17 protein-coding genes and 1 pseudogene are annotated in these 17220 nt (G+C 42.7%); 3 read left to right on the forward strand and 15 right to left on the reverse strand.

Features of this window, described 5'->3' with window-relative positions:
* Positions 1–56 precede the first annotated feature (56 nt).
* The 8 genes and pseudogenes from OCV27_RS04285 to OCV27_RS04320 all read right to left on the reverse strand — a co-directional run bounded on the left by OCV27_RS04285 (position 57) and on the right by OCV27_RS04320 (position 8805).
* On the reverse strand, positions 57–710 hold the full coding sequence (locus OCV27_RS04285) for a recombinase family protein (RefSeq protein WP_125319440.1): 654 nt from the start codon (positions 708–710) through the stop codon (positions 57–59).
* Positions 711–748: 38 nt separating this feature from the next.
* The gene (gene bcp / locus OCV27_RS04290) at positions 749–1213 is read right to left on the reverse strand and encodes a thioredoxin-dependent thiol peroxidase (RefSeq protein WP_045625667.1); all 465 of its coding nucleotides are present in this window, start codon (positions 1211–1213) and stop codon (positions 749–751) included.
* 167 nt (positions 1214–1380) lie between these two features.
* Positions 1381–1884: a bacterioferritin comigratory protein gene (locus OCV27_RS04295; RefSeq protein ID WP_125319441.1), complete on the reverse strand. Its 504-nt coding sequence runs from the start codon at positions 1882–1884 to the stop codon at positions 1381–1383.
* Complete coding sequence (locus OCV27_RS04300) at positions 1884–4064, reverse strand: site-specific integrase (protein ID WP_125319442.1); 2181 nt, start codon at positions 4062–4064, stop codon at positions 1884–1886. The genes OCV27_RS04295 and OCV27_RS04300 overlap by 1 nt, the downstream gene beginning before the upstream one ends.
* Positions 4065–4074: 10 nt before the next feature.
* A complete protein-coding gene (locus OCV27_RS04305; protein WP_125319443.1) occupies positions 4075–6423 on the reverse strand; it encodes a hypothetical protein in 2349 nt (782 codons plus the stop codon).
* On the reverse strand, positions 6423–7826 hold the full coding sequence (locus OCV27_RS04310; protein ID WP_125319444.1) for a tyrosine-type recombinase/integrase: 1404 nt from the start codon (positions 7824–7826) through the stop codon (positions 6423–6425). Before OCV27_RS04310 ends, OCV27_RS04305 begins: the two co-directional genes overlap by 1 nt.
* 91 nt (positions 7827–7917) lie before the next feature.
* A pseudogene (bcp, locus tag OCV27_RS04315) lies at positions 7918–8250 on the reverse strand (thioredoxin-dependent thiol peroxidase); the annotation flags it as partial.
* Between the two features lie 12 nt (positions 8251–8262).
* Positions 8263–8805 (reverse strand): glycine cleavage system transcriptional repressor, encoded by a 543-nt coding sequence (locus tag OCV27_RS04320; protein WP_125319445.1) that lies wholly within the window; start codon positions 8803–8805, stop codon positions 8263–8265.
* Between the two features lie 249 nt (positions 8806–9054).
* Here OCV27_RS04320 and dapA point away from each other — a divergent pair, with 249 nt between their 5' ends.
* Together dapA and bamC are read left to right on the forward strand one after the other, a co-directional pair.
* Positions 9055–9933 carry a 4-hydroxy-tetrahydrodipicolinate synthase gene (gene dapA / locus OCV27_RS04325; RefSeq protein WP_125319446.1) on the forward strand — a complete coding sequence of 293 codons (879 nt, stop codon included), beginning with the start codon at positions 9055–9057 and terminating at the stop codon, positions 9931–9933.
* 53 nt (positions 9934–9986) lie between these two features.
* A complete protein-coding gene (bamC, locus tag OCV27_RS04330; RefSeq protein ID WP_125319447.1) occupies positions 9987–11012 on the forward strand; it encodes an outer membrane protein assembly factor BamC in 1026 nt (341 codons plus the stop codon).
* A 98-nt stretch (positions 11013–11110) separates the two neighbouring features.
* On the opposite strand, the gene OCV27_RS04335 is transcribed toward bamC, so the two are convergent.
* The gene (locus OCV27_RS04335) at positions 11111–12436 is read right to left on the reverse strand and encodes a Na+/H+ antiporter family protein (RefSeq protein ID WP_125319448.1); all 1326 of its coding nucleotides are present in this window, start codon (positions 12434–12436) and stop codon (positions 11111–11113) included.
* Between the two features lie 26 nt (positions 12437–12462).
* Positions 12463–13122, reverse strand: a complete 660-nt coding sequence (rnt, locus tag OCV27_RS04340; protein ID WP_125319449.1) for a ribonuclease T — start codon at positions 13120–13122, stop codon at positions 12463–12465.
* Positions 13123–13317: 195 nt separating this feature from the next.
* Between rnt and motY the strand changes: the two genes are divergently transcribed.
* Positions 13318–14202, forward strand: coding sequence for a flagellar protein MotY (gene motY / locus OCV27_RS04345; RefSeq protein WP_125319450.1), 885 nt, complete (start codon positions 13318–13320; stop codon positions 14200–14202).
* 41 nt (positions 14203–14243) lie between these two features.
* On the opposite strand, the gene OCV27_RS04350 is transcribed toward motY, so the two are convergent.
* From OCV27_RS04350 to rsxG, 5 genes are all read right to left on the reverse strand, one after another.
* Positions 14244–14681 carry a DUF2753 domain-containing protein gene (locus OCV27_RS04350; RefSeq protein WP_125319451.1) on the reverse strand — a complete coding sequence of 146 codons (438 nt, stop codon included), beginning with the start codon at positions 14679–14681 and terminating at the stop codon, positions 14244–14246.
* 106 nt (positions 14682–14787) lie between these two features.
* Positions 14788–15204, reverse strand: a complete 417-nt coding sequence (gloA, locus tag OCV27_RS04355; protein WP_125319452.1) for a lactoylglutathione lyase — start codon at positions 15202–15204, stop codon at positions 14788–14790.
* A gap of 12 nt (positions 15205–15216) precedes the next feature.
* Positions 15217–15858: an endonuclease III gene (gene nth / locus OCV27_RS04360; protein WP_125319453.1), complete on the reverse strand. Its 642-nt coding sequence runs from the start codon at positions 15856–15858 to the stop codon at positions 15217–15219.
* A gap of 33 nt (positions 15859–15891) precedes the next feature.
* Complete coding sequence (locus tag OCV27_RS04365) at positions 15892–16584, reverse strand: electron transport complex subunit E (protein ID WP_125319454.1); 693 nt, start codon at positions 16582–16584, stop codon at positions 15892–15894.
* A 1-nt stretch (position 16585) separates the two neighbouring features.
* A complete protein-coding gene (rsxG, locus tag OCV27_RS04370; protein ID WP_125319455.1) occupies positions 16586–17212 on the reverse strand; it encodes an electron transport complex subunit RsxG in 627 nt (208 codons plus the stop codon).
* Positions 17213–17220: the final 8 nt, after the last annotated feature.

The raw sequence follows: 17220 nt of genomic DNA on the forward strand, positions 1-17220 counted from the left end.
CTTCGGGGCAAAAACGAGTTTGCGAAAAGTGAGGGACGTCAGGCAAATTAGGCTTGCTATGAGAACATGTCCACCTGAAATTCAGCTTTTTTGTTATGAAGTCCACGGGCTTCCAACCAAGAGTAGAATCGACTTCGAGAAATCGATACACCACGTTCGTTTAGTTGCCTAAGAATTTCAGCTTTGGTGGTCTTTGTGTCGAGAAGGTTCAATATAAACGCTGTATGCTCATCAAGCCTTGATTTCACCTTCTGCCCCTTCTGACGACCAGATGATAGCCCTTTGGCCTTTCGTTTAGCGTGGCCAGTTTTAGCTCGCTCAGAGCGCTTCTGGGCTTCTACAGCGCTGGCAAAAGACTGCCCAATAACCGTAAAAATGATTTCAGCATTATCAACGTTCTCTGAGCTTATGATGGTGTCGTTGTATGCTAAGTGTAGCTCTCCGTATGAGGCTATTTGACCAATGGCACCTACTAGCTCCATAACTTTATGGCGACCCAACCGAGTGATATCCGATACAATGATACTTTGTTGAGAGGTGATGAGAGAAAATAACTTCCGCTCGCTCAACTCTGTCTTGGTGGCAGACTCGTGCTCTTCTATCCAATCCGTTATTTGTATGCCACGTTTAGCAGCGTACGCCTTGATAGCTTCTCTTTGTGATTCGCCATCGGCTCTTTGTGAATCTGATACTCGAATGTAGCCAATCATGCCTGCCCCCAAGTTAAGAGTTAATTGCTCATGGAAGCTTATTTGCTGTTTAGGTAGTCTAATACGACTTCATGGTGATCTTTGGTCTTGAACTTATTAAATACATGCTCAAGGTTACCAGACTCATCAATCAGGAAGCTTGTTCGTACTACCCCCATATTTTCGCGGCCCATAAATTTCTTGAGTTGCCAAACATTGTACTTTTCACAAACTGTGTGGTCTTCATCGGCTAGCAAAGTGAAATTAAGCTCTTGCTTGTTGATAAAGTTAGTTAATTTTTGCGGTGTGTCTGGACTGATACCAAGAACAACAACATTGTGGGCATCTAACTCAGCTTTAGTATCTCGTAACCCTTTAGCCTGAACTGTGCAGCCAGGTGTTGAAGCGCGTGGGTAGAAATAGAGCAATACCTTTTTCCCCTGAAACTCGGATAGCGTCACTGGGTTATTGTCTTGGTTATTCAGGGTAAAATCTGGTGCGATTTGTCCAGCTTCGATTGCCATTGGTTTTGTCCTTACTTTCTCAATTAATGGTATTTGGCGTAGCGTTATTCGCCACGTCCTTTTTAGTGCATTTTTATTACGTTAGAGTGTACGTTTTTATCGTTAATTCAGTGTCCTGTCTAGTTATTACGCTAAACAGGACGCTCCTTAGATTTGACGGACCAAAGCTACTTTGGTTTTCTAAATTGGGGGGCAATCACGTTGTCTGAGCGAGATGAGGCGATTTTATCCATCGCCTTTTCTCTCTGATTTTCATGAAGCATATCCATAAGCTCTTGAACGATTTTTATATGAGTGGCAACTTGAGTGGCTAATGCTTCCTTGTGGCTTTGAGCTTCGTCGTAGTATTCTTTTTTCTTCTTATTCGCTTGCGCTCTCTCACCTTTCAGCGACTTTATCTCTTTTTGAAGCATCTCAATAGGAGAGTCAGCGGTTTCATCCTGAGCAACTTGTACTTCTAATGATTTATTTTTTATCATTAAAACGACGTCGTTATGCCTTCTGAGTGCGCCAGCGGAAAGGCCCGCTTCTTTTTCAACATTGCTATTGTTGATTTTGAGCTTGCCCTTTCGGGCTTTATTGCGCAGTTCTTTCGACGTCAACTTCGTAACATCGCTATCTAAAAGCCTTTCCAATGCTTTGATGAGCTTATTTTTAGTTATCTGTGACATTAGTAAACAACTCCGCATGGGATAAGTAGATTTTTAACTTCATCTGGAAAAACGACAGGCTCATAGTCGAGACCTAAATCGTCCATAATACGCTCAGCAGCTTCTATTTTTTGGTAACATTCAGAGGCGGCTTGAGGGGTCAGTTCGTCGTTTTCAATATCGTAAAGCATGTGAATTTCTGCCTCCTTGCGCTTTGCTTCAGCAAATACGGCATCAACGATGTAATCATTCTTGCAGTCGACGCATTCTAAAAGGTTGACCTGTGTGCGTAGACTACAACCGGTTGAAGTGCAGTAAACGCCAGGGGCAACAGCATGAATGTGACGTTTTTGCTCTCGAATTTGTTTTTTCCAGTAATTGAGCGATAGCATGTCGTTATCTACTTTATCCTTAAAGAGATTGCGCTCAGCTTTCATCATGTTTCTTGCGAACTCCTTACCCTTCCCGCCAGCGACACGTTCTTTGTTTGCAAGTTTTTTATAGATATTTAGATAGACTTGGGCTTGTTGATCGACTCTTTCTTCATCAATTGCGTGGGCTAGGTTTTGTTTTTGCTTTCTGATTTTCTGGAATTTACTGGCATTCTTAGCGTAATGGCGAGTCATTGCCATTGATACATGACTAAACTGCTGTTTAAGTTGCGGAAAGCTGCAAAGCTCAAAACCAATTAAGTAGTAAGCAAAAGAGCGGCGAAGTTGATGCCCTGAAAATTCATAATCTTTACCCACTTCAAACGATAAGTTTGGGTCAGAGGTTTTTAGGTCAACAATGTCTTCATTGGTGAGCGCTATCTCTTCGCTCATTGCATCATTAAACCAAGCCTTAGAGTGCTTTCCTAATTGGTGCTTAGTTATTCCACTGAAATCCTCTTTTACTTTATGAAAAAAGGAGCGCGAGTTTGGGTGTCGCTTTCTTAGTGGCGAGTGCAGTGCTTGAAGGACTTCATACGCTTTCATGCCCGTCTCAGTGGTAACAAACTCATCCTGCTTTGATTGAGTGCCTTTGGCAGTTTTTGATAGGTCGGCATGAATAACATGTATCTTCTGCTTTTTGATTGTCTCAACCTTACAGCCCTGGGTGGTGTGAAGGTCATACATCTCATCGGCTCTCATTCCTGTTCGAGCCATTAACCCCCACAGGCAGCCACCATTGAGCATTTTAAAGAGAGAACGAGCCTCTTGAAGCCCCGTGATGGACCATTGCCCAATCGTTTGCTGGCGTTCGGTGTGGAACTTGTCAATGTAATCGTTTCTTATCTCTGGTTTATGAAGACGTACAAGAGCAAGTACCTCTTCTTCGCTTGGAGCGTTAAGTATTGCAAAGGCTTGTTGAAAAGAAAGGGAGCGTTTTTTTTTCTCTAAATACCATTGAATGTTACCGTTTTTCAATAGTGCTTCATCACTGGTAAGGTACTTTGCATAACCTTCATACACTTTATCAAAGTAGATGGTGATGTATTCTGCTAATTGCTCTAGCTTATCACGAAGGGCATAAGCTTCATTAATGAGGGCTTCTGACCTTTGAAGGCCACGATAGTAAAGCCTCTGTGGAATGACGGTATATTGCTGGGCTTCTTTGAGGGCTAACCCAAAGTCAGAGGCTTTGGGTTTTTTATTCAGGTTAACCTCAAATGGCAAGCCTCTTGCTTCTGTATAAAGGTGACTTAATCCTCTGTAAATTTTATCTCTTTCAAAATCGATGTCGGTAAAGCCAGTTAAGACCCATGTTTCGAGTCGGTCAAAGTCTAACGCAGATAGGGTGTTATACCCTTCATCCAAAAGTGGGATAATGACGATCTTTAGGTCCCTTAATGCCCCATAAAGAGTGCTGAATGAATGGTCATGAGGTGAGAGCCACATCATTTTAAGTAACAGGATTTTAAGCTGGTTTTTTAGGTTTCGTTCAATGACTTTACCATCAAGTGTAAAATCAATAGTGCGGGTCTGCTTTGCTCTTGGCTCAAAATAAGGCTGTAGGTTTCTCCAAGCCTCGTTATCGCCAATTTTACCCATCGATTCACCCGTAACAGTAAAGCCAATATCAAGGTTTTCTAGCTCATCCCAATCGCCACGCTCAATCGCTGGCTGTAATACATCCGTTAAGTAATTTTTATGAGGGCCGACGCTTTCTTGCGCTTTAAGAAGCTTGTTTTGATGCTCTAGGTCAGAGAGTTTTATCATGGAGCCTCCGTTACGATAAGGATAAAATTGCGTGGTCGATAGAGACTCTTGGGTGACGACCTTGGGCATTAAATATTGTCATAGCCCCATCGAATACATCGTCACTCGCCCCGTCTAGCGTATACTCAAATTGCTCAATTTTTTCATGGATCTCACCTGTGGAATCCGGGTACATATCAAGGGCTTCTTTGAGAACATCGATAAATGAAACGAGCTTATAAATCGCCTCAATGTCATCTAATGCCTTGGCTGATTGGCACTTGTAACACATGTCAAATTCAGCGCAAGGCAAGTTTGCGCCTAGAGCATGGTTTGTTTTTCGCTGCGTGTTTTTGCCTTCACTGATGACTTGCTTGCCGTTACAAAGCAATCCATTGGGGTTGGTTTTAGCGCTACCTTCCTCGCACATCTTCTTCCCTTCATCGTGTGACAACATTGGAATGCCACGTCTTTTCACCACTATGTCTTTTGCTTGCTCTAAGCTTGTGTCCCCATTGAGATTCTCAACCACTTCCATACTCTGAGATAGGATGACCTTATTCACCAAGGGGTCCCCGTTCTGATAGCATTTCTCTAACGTTTCCTTTGTACTTTGAAGTATACTTTGAGTCTTTTGAACCCCTCCCTCAGCATAGGCTTGGTTACTGGTCATTTCTCGCCAGCGACTCGATTGAAGAGAGATGTAGTAACGGTTTGGCTCGACAGACCATTTTCCCATTAAGTTTGATGAAATAGGACTGACACCTTCCCAATCTTTAGGACCGTTGTCATTACCTCTCGTTAAAAGCAGTCGTTCATATTTTTTTGGCTGTTTGTCTGCCTTCTCTGTAGCGTATTGCTCTATACCTTTGATTAACGTTAAATCAGAAGCTGGTACTTTAAAGGAACCACCCATTCCATTTCTATAGTCAAAAGAAACGGTTACATTGCCATCACTATCTCTATCAGAATACGTGAGTGGAAGTAAAATCCCTTTTAGTGGTAAGTCTGTGTAGCACGACAAAATACAGTAGGCGCTATTGGTTGCCCCTCGTCCAGCTATGGGTTTGGAGGTTACTTGTACTTCTTTATGAACAAGCGAGCGCCCCAGGTGATTGACCGTTTTGTTTAACGTGATTATTTGCTGGTTTCGGTAGGCATAATACAATTCCTTAAACCAAGGCAGACTGCCAGCCCGAAGCGGAGAGAGCAGGTGCAGTTGGTTAACCAGCCTTTTATTTAACTGTTGCAAGTCAAAGTTATGATTTACCTTTGCGTTGTTATTGAGTGAGAAAATTAACTCGGTGCCATCGTCACCAGTGCCGTACAGTCTAGAGAGTCGTTCGAGTAACCGAATGAACTTCACACCATCACGCTTATCAACATCAAATTGTTCACCCACTAATAGCGCATCGACTCCTTTGTTTGCTCTGGGCTTGTGGCTTGAGACTTTCACAACCTGTAGGCTCTTATCACGCTCTTCTGTGTGAACCTTAATCGGGTGGCAAATGTCTCGAATGTTACTGTCATTCATTGAAGTGAAATAGCACATCAAATGATAAGCTGCGCCCATTGTTAGGTTAAAGGCTGCACCAGAATTCACGTTTGTGCCATTTTTACTTTGCTTTGCAATACATGAATCCAACGAAGTTTCAATTCGAATTATTTCCTCTTGTTCACCAAGACTAATAACAATAGGAAGTGATTCTGGCAGAGGGATATTGTTTTCTTTGGCGGAAATGAGCTGTGGTGCTAGAGTAAAGAAGAGGTTCTCCAAACGTGTCACTAACAGTGCTTCTTCTTCCTCGGAATATCCCTTGTTTGGTGTCCTTTCTCCAAAAAACGCCCGATGACGTAAGGCCCAGTCAGAAACGGGCAATCCGCACCAGTTTAACGCCCTACGAAGAGATGAGAGCAGAGATGGGCACGTCGATTCTTTAATGCCTAACTCATCACCATGACTGTACTCCCACAGGCGTTTAGAAGGGCTAAACATCTTGATGCGATGCCTTAATTCGCCATCGTTGCCAGCAAACTTGAGATACCCACTTTCCGTAAAGGGGTCAACATTTACTGCATCACAGAAGGCAAGATGTGCGCGTAGGTCTTCGTAGGTTGTTCTGAGTGTATCTGCTGAGTTGCCATGGCTGACATATTGGTTAGCCTTTTGGCAAAAGCGACGAATATATGTAGCTCGGCTGTCTATTTTCGTACTCTCTTTGTTACACCCTAAATGTAATAAGTGAGAAACATCGAACGGCCGTGGCTTTCTTGAATTAGAACCTTTATAAGGAATCGTTAGCTCCAAAGGCACAACATTTTGACTGTTGCGCACACGTTTTACAGAGCTGGATTGTCTTGCGATTTTACTTTTTGCCATTACGACCAACCTCCGTTTATTTTGCGGTTTTTGGCCTTGGCCATGTTGATTTGGTCGTCCAACTTATTCATGTACTTAATATATTTTTCAGTGGTTGAAGTGTTTGCGTGCCCCATTAGTGTGGCTAACTCTTCCATAAGGTAGTCATAGCCAACATCACGTTCTTTTGACTCATTCCAAAGCCAATGGGTGGCAAAGGTAGAACGTAAATCATGAATACGGTAATACCAAGAAGAGTCCACTTCGCGTATCTGTTTTCGAAGGTTTGAAAAGTGTGTTTCCAAAGTGTTGCCTGAGTATGGCGTCCCTTTATTTGAAATAAATAGGTACTCAACGGCATCTAAAATCTCGCCAGCCTGAACAAGTTCATTTCGTTTGTTTAGGTTTTTATGTCGTGTGTTACTTTCTTTGTATATTTCTAACTCTTCGTACAGCTCAATGGGAACTTCTACAGTTCGGTGCTTACTGCCTTTTGTCCGAGTAATTTTGATAGGTACTGCATCTAAATCACTGTAGTCAGCCTTTCCTATGTCGTGAGCAGGGAAATGAATTGCTTCGTCAATTCGAAGTCCTGCCTCAACACATAGCCGGCAGATTAGTTCTGTGGCCTCTGGCAGTGAAGTTACATGTTCATTAAATAAAGCCTTGTGCTCAGGGTGCATAGGCTTTAGCTTTTTATGGGCGGGAGTGTTTTCTTTTTTAGGAAACATCTTCATGATATTGGATGTTTCATAATTACGTCTAGAGCCCGATCTTGTGTGAGCCAACATATCGTGCTGGTTTAATTCTTGATGCATTGTTCCAGTTGTGAAATGGGTAACAACATGCTGATCATCATTTTTGATGTAGCCATATTTTTGCATCCACTTATAGAATCCAATGACGGCACTCATATAACTTCTAGCTGTAGATAAACTAAAAGCTTCATCACCCTTAGCACCTTCTATATTATTGCAGTTCGCAAGTAAGAACTCAGCAAACAGCCAAGGTGCCCCTTCTTCTTCATACTTCGATAGGGTTTTATAAGTTAGATATTCAGGTGGTATTTCTTTACCTTCTTCATCAACTTGAGAGTAATGAGTGGAATCTAAATAACGAGTAAATGCTAGCAAGCCTTTTGCAATTGAGCCGGTGTCTTTGACAGCACCTTCACCACGTAATTTAGACACTAGGTATAGGGATTGTGGGTAAACAATAGTCCCGTCAGGGGCAATGATGATATCGGTTTTCTTTAGGCGTGAATCCAGATTGGAGGGGGAAAGGTAGGGTGAGTGAGTCACCTCTCCAGATTCAGTATTGATGCTCGCTGAAATTTTTAGCTTTGCTAATGTATCTACCTCTATGGGAAGCAATAGGTAGTCATCATAAATATCAGAATATTTTTCTTCATGCGTTTCTATCACAAAACAATCCTCGATATGTTACCCACATATCAAAGATATATTTGTCAAAAAAAAACATCAAGGTTATCTGTCATAAAGAATTTGTAAGGGTAAACTTCTTTTCTCCCCAAACTCCAAATTGTTCAGCAATGGCATGATCTTCATCAGAAAGTAGGGAGAAGTTGAGGTTATCACGTTCGATAAATTTACCTAGGCGTTTGACCGGGTCGATACTGACACCCAGTACCACGACATTGTGCTCATCTAGTTCTGCTTTCACATCACGCAAGCCTTGCGCTTGAACGGTACAGCCAGGTGTCATCGCTTTGGGGTAAAAATAAAACAGCACCTTCTTACCAGTGAAATCACTGAGTGAAACCGTATTATCATCTTGATCTTGAAGTGAAAAAACTGGGGCCATAGCACCCGCGGTTAGCGTGTTCATTGATTCTCCTTTCTATAGACTGTTTTTGATGAAATTGAGTGATCCATGTACACCAAGGGTGGTGCATAACTCGTCAAACTCTTCGTTCAATTGCATTAAGTTAAAATGGGCATCGACTTTTGCTGTGATGGCAATGTGGAATTGGTTTTTAGAACATTGAGTTTTATCTTTATGAATAGTTTGTGCGCTCAATGAGGAAAGGCCAATGGTTCTATCTGCAAAAAACTGAGTAAATTTCTCCGTAATGCCCAGTTTATCATCAGATTCTACAAATACCTCTACATGATAATAATTATATTTATACGTATGTTCAGAGGTACGCTTCATCATAGTGATGAGGTCGAGTTCTTGACCCAATAGTGGTAACGTTGTCTCGACACGAATAATACCGGCATTATTACCTGAAAGTAGCATGATAAGAGTGAACTCATGGCCAAAAAGAGCGATGCGACTATCAACTATATTGCACCCTGTTTTTGTGACGAGTTGTACGACTTGGTTGCACACCCCTGGACGATCTGTCCCTACTGCTGTTATCACCAGATGTTGAGCCATAATATCACTATTGAGTCATTGTTATGATTGTTAACCAAATAGCTTAGCATAGTTACACTAGGGCCAGTAGACCCGAGATAAAGTATGATTTATGACCTCAGTCTGACACCTATACAAGGTGTAATTTGGCAAAGTTCTAACATATGGTAAATATTCATTCAAATAGGTGATTTAAGCGACTTTAATCCCTTGTGTTTCTTAATCGCCTTACAGTAACATGCAAACAGTATCTATATTAGGGAGAAAGACATGTTTTCGGGAAGCATTGTAGCGCTCATTACCCCCTTTACCCATGATGGTGAAGTTGATTTCGCTAGTCTGAAAAAATTGGTGGATTTTCATGTTGAGTCTGGTTCAAATGGCATAGTTGCTGTCGGTACAACGGGAGAATCGGCAACGCTAACCGTTGAAGAGCATGTCAAAGTGGTGACTAAGGCAGTTGAATTTGCTGATGGGCGCATTCCTGTTATTGCAGGAACGGGCGCGAATGCCACACATGAATCAGTTACCTTCAGTCGTTTGCTGAATAATTCTGGTGTTTCAGGCTGCTTAAGTGTTACGCCTTATTACAACAAACCGACTCAGGAAGGGTTGTACCAACATTATAAGGCGATTGCAGAAGAGAGTGATGTGCCGCAAATCTTGTATAACGTTCCTGGTCGTACGGCGGTAGACTTACTACCTGAAACCGTTGCTCGTTTGGCTGAAATCGATAATATCGTCGCGCTTAAAGATGCAACGGGTGATTTAAGTCGAATTGACATTCATCGTGAACTTTGTGGCAAAGATTTTATCTTACTAAGTGGCGATGATTCCAGTGGCCTCGATTTTGTTAGACGTGGTGGGCAGGGAGTGATTTCTGTGACGAATAACATTGCTGCGGCAGATATGGCGAACATGATGAAACTTGCCCTTGAAGGTAATTTCGATGAAGCCGAAGCGATTAATCAACGCTTGATGCTGCTGCATAAAAACTTGTTTGTTGAGTCTAGCCCGATCCCAGTTAAATGGGCAGCACATAAAATGGGTTTGATAGAATGTGGCGATTTACGCTTACCGTTAACTGAGCTGTCTGAGTCAGCTCGCCCAATGGTGGTAAAGGCAATGACAGACGCCCGTATCGACTAAATTAATATGAATTGCCGAAGCTCAGCTTCGGCATTTAATTACCAGGAGTTTCAATGAAATTGTCTCATCAGCTAGTCGTGAGTTCGCTAGCTGTTTTTGTTTTGAGCGCTTGCTCTGGCGGGGCGACTCAGCGCCGTCAGGCTAAAGATGACTTTGAGTACCTCGATACTCAACCGTTAACTGAGTGGAAAAATATTGAAGGTGTCGAACCACGTATTTATCCAAACTACCAGATCCCGTCAGGAGAGTTTACTGGTGGTGTAGGGAAGTCTGTCGATATTCGACCTCCTCAGCAAGTTCTTGAGTTAATTCCAGGTGCGCGTACTGAGCGCCATGGTGAAGAAGTTACGTTATGGCTGCTTAAGAAAGATGAGCTAGATAAAGTGTGGCAAACGGTATTAACTATGCTTGAGGAGCGTAAGATCACCATTCGTGAGCAAAGCGATAGTCGTATTGAAACGGATTGGGTGACTTGGATATCTGAAGACGAAGACGAAGAGATTGGTTCTCGTTATGAGATCACTAATATGGAAGCGAACAAACGTTATGGCTTCAAAATATCTTTGATTGATTGGCGCGAGGCTGGCAAAAAGCACCCAGTATCGGCGACTAATAAAGAGCGCTACAACGTGTTGATGACTAATTTGGTTACCGCACGTTATGATCTTGATGTTCGTCAGGCAGCAGAGCGTCGTGCTCAAGAGTTAGTCAAAAATATCCCAATAACTATGGGTACAGACCGCAGTGGTTTCCCAGTTATTATTGCGCGCTCTCCATACAATGTCTTGTGGTCTCGTTTGCCTAACTTATTACCATCAATGGGCTTTTCTATTGAGGAACGTAATCAATCACAAGGAACAGTCAAAGCTAAATACGCAGAGCCAAATGATGAATTTTGGACCAAAATTGGTGTTAAACCGATTCATTTGTCTTCAGGTAAATATACTTTCCTATTTGGTGATTTAGGTAACCGTACTTCTATTAATGTGACGGATTCTTCAGGTAAGCCAGTCGAAGAGAAGTTACTAAAAGATATGGTTCCTGTACTATCCGCAGTGGCTGATAAAAACATCAAATAATTGAATGAAAACTAACTCTATACTTTAAGAGTAAAGTTTGGAAATAAAAAGCTGACTGTGAAAAGTCAGCTTTTTTTGGTCGATTTATCGTTAGTTGATTACAGAATCATTGCAGCAACCCAGCCGAATACTATCAAAGGAATATTGTAGTGAACGAAGGTAGGTACAACCGTTTCCCATATGTGTTCATGTTGACCATCAGCATTTAGTCCAGAAGTTGGACCTAAAGTCGAATCAGAGGCTGGTGAACCTGCATCACCAAGAGCTGCTGCGGTACCAATTAGTGCAACAGTTGCCATTGGAGAAAAGCCAAAAGCAGCCGCTAATGGGACGTAGATAGTGGCAATAATGGGAATGGTTGAGAAAGATGAACCAATTCCCATAGTCACCAGTAGGCCTACAACTAACATGAGCAGTGCAGCCAAAGGCTTGTTATTACCAATGCTGGTAGATAAAGCTTCTACTAAAGATTCGACGCCACCAGTTTGCTTCATTACAGCAGCAAAACCAGCAGCAGCAATCATAATAAAGCCAATCATTGCCATCATATGAACACCTTTGGTGAACACGTCATGAGTTTCTTTCCATGCAATGACACCACCAAAGGTAAAGACCATAAAGCCAGCCAATGCACCAATAATCATAGAGCCCGTGGTTAACTGAACTGATAGTGCAGCCAAAATACCAGCAGCAGCAACGAGAATACTCTTCTTATTAATTGATGTTGTGCTTTCTTCCACATGAGTGAACTCAGTTTCTTGATACTCACGTGGTTGGCGATAACTAAAGAAAATTGCGACTAAAAGACCAAAAATCATGCCAGCTGCGGGCAGTAACATTGCTACAGGGACTTGGCTAGCGGTCACAGATTCAAGTCCGTTATCGTGAAGGTTTTTGAGCAAGATGTTGTTTAAAAAGATGCCACCAAATCCAACCGGAAGGACCATATAAGGAGTCACTAAGCCAAATGTTAGCACACAAGCGATCATGCGGCGGTCAAGCTTTAACTTGGCAAATACACCAAGTAATGGTGGAATCAGGATGGGAATAAATGCGATATGGACCGGAATAATATTTTGTGAGGACATGGTGACTAATACGAGTGCGAGTAATACTGCGTATTTTAGTCCAGTGGATGCGGCGCCGTTTTCTTTGCCATGTATACGTTTGATAACACTATTGGCTAGCAAGTCAGTAATGCCAGACTTGGAAATTGCGACGGCAAAGGTACCAAGCATAGCGTAACTTAGTGCTATGGTTGCCCCGCCACCTAGGCCACTTTCAAACGCTGCGACCGTGTCATTTAACCCCATGCCAGCGACAAGTCCACCGACGACGGCACTGAATGTCAGAGCGACCACGACATTCACGCGCATCAGTGCTAGAAGCAGCATGATACATACAGAAATTACTACAGGATTCATAGTTTACTCGTTGGTTGTGTTTACTTTTATTTATCGTTTTCGGCATCTTCGCAAACAATAGGCCAGCCACCGAGCGCTTTCCATTTGTTGACGATGCCGCAAAATAACTCTGCTGTTTTTTGTGTATCGTATAGTGCAGAGTGGGCTTCTCTATTGTCAAAGTCCATCCCTGCTACTTTGCATGCTTTTGCTAAAACAGTCTGACCATAGGCAAGCCCACTGAGAGTCGCAGTATCAAAAGTGGCAAAGGGATGAAAAGGGACACGTTTAAGATTACTACGCTCGCTGGCAGCCATAACAAAATTATGGTCAAAAGTGGCATTATGGGCGACGATGATCGCCCGTCTGCAGTCTGCTGCTTTTTGCTCTTTGCGTACAAGCTTATATATTTCTTTGAGGGCTTCGGATTCTGGTACAGCTCCTCTTAAAGGGCTAAATGGGTCATGGATACCGTTAAAATCCAGCGCTTCCTTTTCTAAATTCGCTCCTTCAAATGGTTCAACATGGAAATGTATTGTTGACGCAGGTTTAAGATTGCCGCTCTCATCCATAGCTAAAGTGATGGCACAGATCTCTAACAGGGCATCGGTTTTGGCATTAAATCCTGCTGTTTCGACGTCTATTACTACTGGAAAATATCCGCGAAAGCGTTTCTTAAGCGTCAATGCTTGGTTCTCTACACTCATGTTGACCTAATATTATGTGACAAAGCCAGCATTATTGCAGATTCTAGGGACAAGAAAAACCTCATAATCACTCATCAGCTAGGTTGATTCGATTAAATATAGTGCTGCATATTCTGGCGAGGATTTTGCATTCTTTCTGCTGTAGTTGTATCAGCGGCAATAATAGGCCGCATTATGTAAGAGAGTCCGTGCGCCATGAAGAAACGGTTAGCCACTAACTTAACAGCGATTGTTATTACCGCCATTGCCGTACCTGTTATGGCAATGGACGTACATTATGGGGCTAAGCCTGAGCAGTCAAAGTGGCAAATGATAATGAATACGCCACTAGAATGTAGAATGGTACACCCTATTCCAAACTATGGTGATGCGGTATTTTCTTCTCATGCCAGTAAGAAAATCAATCTCGATTTTGAGTTAAAAATGAAACGGCCAATGGGAAAAACCCGTGATGTTTCTCTCGTTTCTCAGCCTCCAGCTTGGCGACCTGGTGACAGTGGTGAGCGTATTACCAACATCCAATTTTTCCAACAGTTTGATGGGTATATCGGCGGTCAGACGGCGTGGGGTATTTTAACTGAGCTAGAAAAAGGACGATATCCAACGTTTAGCTATCAAGAATGGCAAAGCCGAGATCAGCGTATTGAGGTTGCACTATCTTCTGTCTTATTCCAGCGCTCATATAACGCCTTTAGCGATTGTATTGCGAATCTATTACCCTATAGTTTTGAGGACATTGCCTTTACTATCTTACATTATGATCGTTCGAGCGTAGAGCTGAGTAAAGCATCGCAGAAAAGGTTGGCCCATATAGCCGAATACATAAAGCATAATCAAGATATCGACTTAGTATTAGTCTCCACTTATACCGGTAATGAAGACAGCAAGAGCGTCAGTCAAAATTTATCTGAGCAACGCGCTGAGGTACTACAAAAGTACTTTAAATCCTTGGGTTTACCGGAAGATAGAATCCAGGTTCAAGGCTATGGCCGCCGCCGTACTGTCGTGGATAATAACTCACCATTAGGAAAGGATCGAAACCGAAGAGTGGTGATATCACTAGGTAGAACTCAAGTTTAATACCTTGTTTTCAGCAATATGCGGGCTGTATGCCCGCGTAATCAATTTAGTCGAAATTTCGCAATCAAGTTGCAGTGAGTGGTGGTGTCGATCTCTTGTACGAGTTTAGCTACGTCAGGGTTAGGGTGTCTCTTCATAAAGTCGATCAGAGCTTTTTTACAGCAACCCATTGAATCAACAAAAGCATCACACTCACTATTGGGGCATTGAGGAACCAAAGTTAGCACCTTTTCTGACGCCATTTGAAGATACTTTAGTTCGTGCCTGTTATTACCGACAGTTCGCCAGAATGATGCCATATTATGACAAGATATCACTGAAATCGTCAGTCGGTCTTCAGCCTCGACATCATTAGATGTACTGATGCCTTCACTGAGAGTCAAAGCTTGCTGGTAATGAAGAATACTACGCAGATGATCGTGTTCACTGAGTGCTATGTCAGCGAGTAATGTATGTTTTTCCCAGTCAACGATGCCCATGATTAGCCCTTACAAATTGACAATATCATTATATTAAATGATAACTATTATCATGTAAAGGTGGGCGAAAAGGCAGCATTAACCGCCCTTTAAAAGAAAAGTGTGTTTATCCAACGAGCCCTGATGATGCTTGTTTATTTTGAATAAGCTCCAACATGTAACCGTCTGGGTCTTTAACAAAAGCAATATGTGTGGAACCGCCTTTAACAGGCCCTGGTTCTCGGGTAACATTGCCTCCTGCGGCTTTTATTGCGTCACAGGTTGTATAGATATCATCGACACCAATAGCAATATGACCAAATGCTGTACCGAGGTCATACTCAGCTTTTCCCCAATTGTAAGTCAGTTCAATCACAGCACCCTCTGACTCGTCACTAAAACCCAAGAATGCTAGCGTGTATTCGTATTGCTTGTTTTCATTGGTGCGTAAGAGTTTCATTCCCATCACTTTCGTATAAAACTCGATTGACTTATCTAAGTCACCAACGCGCAGCATGGTATGTAAAATACGTCCGTTTGACATTGCTATTTTCTCCTAATTTTCAGGGTAAACCTTGTCTTTAAATTCGCATAAATCTTCGATAATACAGCTTCCACAGCGAGGCTTTCTTGCTACACAGGTGTAACGGCCATGAAGAATTAACCAGTGGTGTACGTCGAGTTTGAATTCTTTGGGTACAACCTTAAGCAGTTTTTCTTCTACTTGGTCAACGTTCTTCCCCATGGCAAGCTTGGTACGGTTTGAGACGCGAAAGATATGGGTATCAACAGCGATGGTTGGCCAACCAAAAGCTGTATTCAATACAACGTTAGCGGTCTTGCGTCCAACACCGGGAAGAGCTTCAAGTGCAGCGCGATCTTCAGGGACTTGACCGCTGTGCTTATCAAGTAAGATGCGACATGTCTTAATCACATTTTCAGCTTTTGAGTTAAATAAGCCGATGGTTTTGATGTATTCCTTAACGCCATCCACGCCCAAGTCAAAAAGACCTTGTGGAGTATTTGCGACAGGGTAAAGTTTATCGGTTGCTTTGTTAACACTTACATCTGTAGCTTGTGCTGAGAGAAGCACGGCGATAAGAAGCTCGAAGGAAGAGTTCCAGTTTAACTCAGTCTGCGGGTTAGGGTTGTTTTCCCGTAAACGCTCCAGTATTTGTACTCGTTTTTCTTTATTCATTTTTGTATTGCTATCCAGTGTATCAATCAGAATTTACTGATTGGTAACGCGAGCTCGTTCGATTGCTGGTTTTGGTGCTTTTGGTTGACGAGCTTTTTGCTGTGCATCGATGACATTTTTCAAGGCTATCAGTAAGCCGACGCCGATAAAAGCACCGGGTGGTAGCAATGCTAATAAGAAACTGCTATCGAAGTGGAAAATCTCAATCCGTAACACGGTTGCCCAACTACCAAGCAGTAAATCCGCGCCATCAAATAATGTCCCATTGCCGATTACTTCCCTCATCACGCCCAGGATAACGAGAATGCTCGTCATACCTAATCCCATCCAAAAGCCGTCTTGGGCAGCGGGAAGGACGTCATTTTTCGATGCAAAGGCCTCTGCTCGGCCAATAATAATACAGTTGGTTACAATCAGAGGGATGAAAATTCCAAGTGATAGATAAAGGCCGTATGCGTAGGCATTCATTAGTAACTGCACACAAGTCACTAAAGCGGCAATAATCATTACAAAAATTGGGATCCGCACTTCGTTTGGTACATGGGCCCGCACTAAGGAAACGATGACATTGGAACCAACCAGAACCAGCAAAGTCGCGATACCCAGCCCAAGAGCATTGGTGACAGTTGAAGATACAGCGAGTAAAGGACACAGCCCAAGTAATTGAACCAGCGCTGGGTTATTATCCCACATCCCATTTTTGATTAATGTTTTATGATCACTCATCTCACTCTCCACAGTTGTGTGGTTGGTTTCGAATCTCATCACCATGGTCGTTGACGAATTGAACTGATTTTTTTACCGCTTTTACAACGGCTCTCGGTGTAATCGTTGCACCTGTAAATTGGTCAAACTGCCCGCCGTCTTTACGAACTTTCCACTGTGAATCATTTTCCGATGTGACTTTTTTACCGCTAAAGCTTAGGATCCAGTCTGTGATGCGTAAATCAATTTTGTCCCCCAAACCGGGTGTTTCCTGATGGTTTAACACGCGCGTACCGAGAATGGTGCCGTCTTGTTGGACGCCCACAATGATCTTGATTGCGCCGCTATAGCCATCTGGTGCAATGGCTTCGATGGCAAGAGCTGTGGGTTGACCATCTTTAGTGGCTAAGTAAACTGGCATATCAGCGTCAGTGCCAAGGTCAGGGTGATTGACCAAAGTGCATGACTGATACAGATTGTTATCATGCATATCTTCAGGAATGACCTGATTAAGAACAGACAAAAGCTGCGCTTGCTCTTGTTGGCTAATTTGCTCTTTGGTTAAGTAGTGAGTAAGAGCAACAACACCCGTTGAAGCACAAGCAAAAAGAGCGAGTACGGCTCCATTTTTACGAATAGCGTTTAACATTTTGCTCC

Source organism: Vibrio pectenicida (assembly GCA_024347015.1).
In the GTDB taxonomy this organism is placed as follows: Bacteria; Pseudomonadota; Gammaproteobacteria; order Enterobacterales; family Vibrionaceae; genus Vibrio; species Vibrio pectenicida.

Bases quoted from the DNA above. Each gene is read 5' to 3' on its own strand.
- OCV27_RS04285 (WP_125319440.1), bottom strand. From the start codon at position 710: ATGATTGGCTACATTCGAGTATCAGATTCACAAAGAGCCGATGGCGAA.
- bcp (WP_045625667.1), bottom strand. From the start codon at position 1,213: ATGGCAATCGAAGCTGGACAAATCGCACCAGATTTTACCCTGAATAAC.
- OCV27_RS04295 (WP_125319441.1), bottom strand. From the start codon at position 1,884: ATGTCACAGATAACTAAAAATAAGCTCATCAAAGCATTGGAAAGGCTT.
- OCV27_RS04300 (WP_125319442.1), bottom strand. From the start codon at position 4,064: ATGATAAAACTCTCTGACCTAGAGCATCAAAACAAGCTTCTTAAAGCG.
- OCV27_RS04305 (WP_125319443.1), bottom strand. From the start codon at position 6,423: ATGGCAAAAAGTAAAATCGCAAGACAATCCAGCTCTGTAAAACGTGTG.
- OCV27_RS04320 (WP_125319445.1), bottom strand. From the start codon at position 8,805: ATGGCTCAACATCTGGTGATAACAGCAGTAGGGACAGATCGTCCAGGG.
- dapA (WP_125319446.1), top strand. From the start codon at position 9,055: ATGTTTTCGGGAAGCATTGTAGCGCTCATTACCCCCTTTACCCATGAT.
- bamC (WP_125319447.1), top strand. From the start codon at position 9,987: ATGAAATTGTCTCATCAGCTAGTCGTGAGTTCGCTAGCTGTTTTTGTT.
- OCV27_RS04335 (WP_125319448.1), bottom strand. From the start codon at position 12,436: ATGAATCCTGTAGTAATTTCTGTATGTATCATGCTGCTTCTAGCACTG.
- rnt (WP_125319449.1), bottom strand. From the start codon at position 13,122: ATGAGTGTAGAGAACCAAGCATTGACGCTTAAGAAACGCTTTCGCGGA.
- motY (WP_125319450.1), top strand. From the start codon at position 13,318: ATGAAGAAACGGTTAGCCACTAACTTAACAGCGATTGTTATTACCGCC.
- OCV27_RS04350 (WP_125319451.1), bottom strand. From the start codon at position 14,681: ATGGGCATCGTTGACTGGGAAAAACATACATTACTCGCTGACATAGCA.
- gloA (WP_125319452.1), bottom strand. From the start codon at position 15,204: ATGTCAAACGGACGTATTTTACATACCATGCTGCGCGTTGGTGACTTA.
- nth (WP_125319453.1), bottom strand. From the start codon at position 15,858: ATGAATAAAGAAAAACGAGTACAAATACTGGAGCGTTTACGGGAAAAC.
- OCV27_RS04365 (WP_125319454.1), bottom strand. From the start codon at position 16,584: ATGAGTGATCATAAAACATTAATCAAAAATGGGATGTGGGATAATAAC.
- rsxG (WP_125319455.1), bottom strand. From the start codon at position 17,212: ATGTTAAACGCTATTCGTAAAAATGGAGCCGTACTCGCTCTTTTTGCT.